Source organism: Terriglobus sp. YAF25 (genome assembly GCF_052113305.1).
In the GTDB taxonomy this organism is placed as follows: Bacteria; Acidobacteriota; Terriglobia; order Terriglobales; family Acidobacteriaceae; genus Terriglobus.
On sequence record NZ_JBFRCY010000837.1, the window covers coordinates 1 to 1,812 of the forward strand.

The window sequence follows — 1,812 nt, forward strand, 5'->3', positions numbered from 1 at the left end:
GGATGGCGGCAACAACGTGGATGAGTACACCAACGTCAACGCGCCGTTTCCGTTCCCGGATGCACTGCAGGAGTTCAGCGTACAGACCAGCAACTACACGGCGGAGTACGGTCAGAACGCCGGCGCTGTGGTGAACGTCATCACTAAGGGCGGCAGTAACAAGTTTCACGGCAATCTCTTCGAGTATGTCCGCAACCGGGTCTTCAATGCACGCAACTACTTTCAAACCGCTGTCGAYCCGCTGAAGCGCAATCAGTTTGGCGGCACGGTGGGTGGCCCTGTGGGGCTGCCCGGACTTTGGCAGAGCAAATCGTCTTTCTTCTTCTTCGGGATGCAGCGCACCATACTGCACACGCAGAACGCGCCCAGTTCGTCTACCGTACCAACGACCGCAAATGTTGCAGGCAATCTGCCGGTGTTGAGCGGTCAGGCAGGCATCACCAATCCATTCAATAACACCTTCTACCCGGTGAATCCTGCTACGGGTGCGGCGTTTGTGAACCCGTCCAACTTCGATCCTGCATCGCTGGCGTTGCTTTCCCATGTTGCAGTCGCCAATATCACCAGCACCGCACCGGTCACGCTGAACTTCATTCGCCCGGTCGCGCAGGACTTCCTTGAATACGTGGCCCGCTATGACCAAAACCTTGGCAAGAAGGACCGCTTTACCGCGCGCTACTTCCTGGACAAGTTTTCCAATGCCGGAGTGCTAAATCTCAGCAACCTGCCCACCTATTCCGACGGTTCCAACATTGATTATCAGAACGCACTGATCTCTGAGACGCACACCTTCACGGACAACCTGCTGAACAACTTCATTCTCAGCTACCAGCGTGGTTACGCAACCCGTGGGCCGCTCTCCGGCGGCATCAACATGAACGACCTGGGCGTGAATGTATGGCAGCCTGGGTTCAAGTCGATTCAGAGCATCAGCGTGGCGAGTTACTTTTCCGTGGGTGATAATCCGCACGCGGACTTTCTGCGCTCGAACATGACGCTTGCTGACGATGTGCGCTGGGTGAAGGGGCATCACACCATGGCCTTCGGCTTCCATGGTGAGATGGCAAAGGTCGATGTGGTAAACCAGAACGGTCAGCCCGGCACCTATGGCTTCACCGCAACGAACGGCAATACGGCTCTGACGAACTTCCTCTTCGGCTATCTGAATACGTTCTCGCAGAGCTCCGGCCAGTTCCAGCAGAACCGCGCGAAGTTCATCGGTGTCTATGCGCAGGATAGCTGGAAGCTCAACCGGCGCCTTACCTTGAACTTCGGTGTTCGCTATGAGCCTTACCTGCCGCTGCATGAGCGTGGGCTGCGCATGGGGCAGTTCAATCCTGCTGCGTATGCCGCGGGCCGGCGATCGACAAAGTTTCCCAACGCTCCCGCAGGTCTGCTGTTTGCCGGCGACTCCGGTGTTCCTGTCGACGGTATTCGCCCTGTCTATACCAACCTGATGCCCCGCGTCGGATTTGCCTATGACGTCTTCGGCAACGGAAGAACCAGTATCCGTGGCGGCACCGGAATGTTCTATGACACGCGCTCGAACGGTCTCTTCAACAATGGCTGGATCGGCAGCGCTCCATTTGTGACAACTGTCAGTCTGAACCCTGCAGGAACGCATTTCTCCAATCCGTATGGTTCAACCACCAATCCATTCCCGGTCTCAACGCCGAACGGAGCGTTCATTGGAACGATTCCGGTTATCACCTTTGATCCTTCCGGCAACTTCAAAGTGCCGCTGACCTATGCCTGGAATCTCGCGTTTGCACAGCAGCTCACCAACGGCCTAAGCATGCAATTGGCTTATGT

1 pseudogene is annotated in these 1,812 nt (G+C 56.4%); it reads left to right on the forward strand.

The features are described from left to right. Positions 1-1,812, forward strand: a pseudogene (locus AB4043_RS24330) (carboxypeptidase regulatory-like domain-containing protein); the annotation flags it as partial.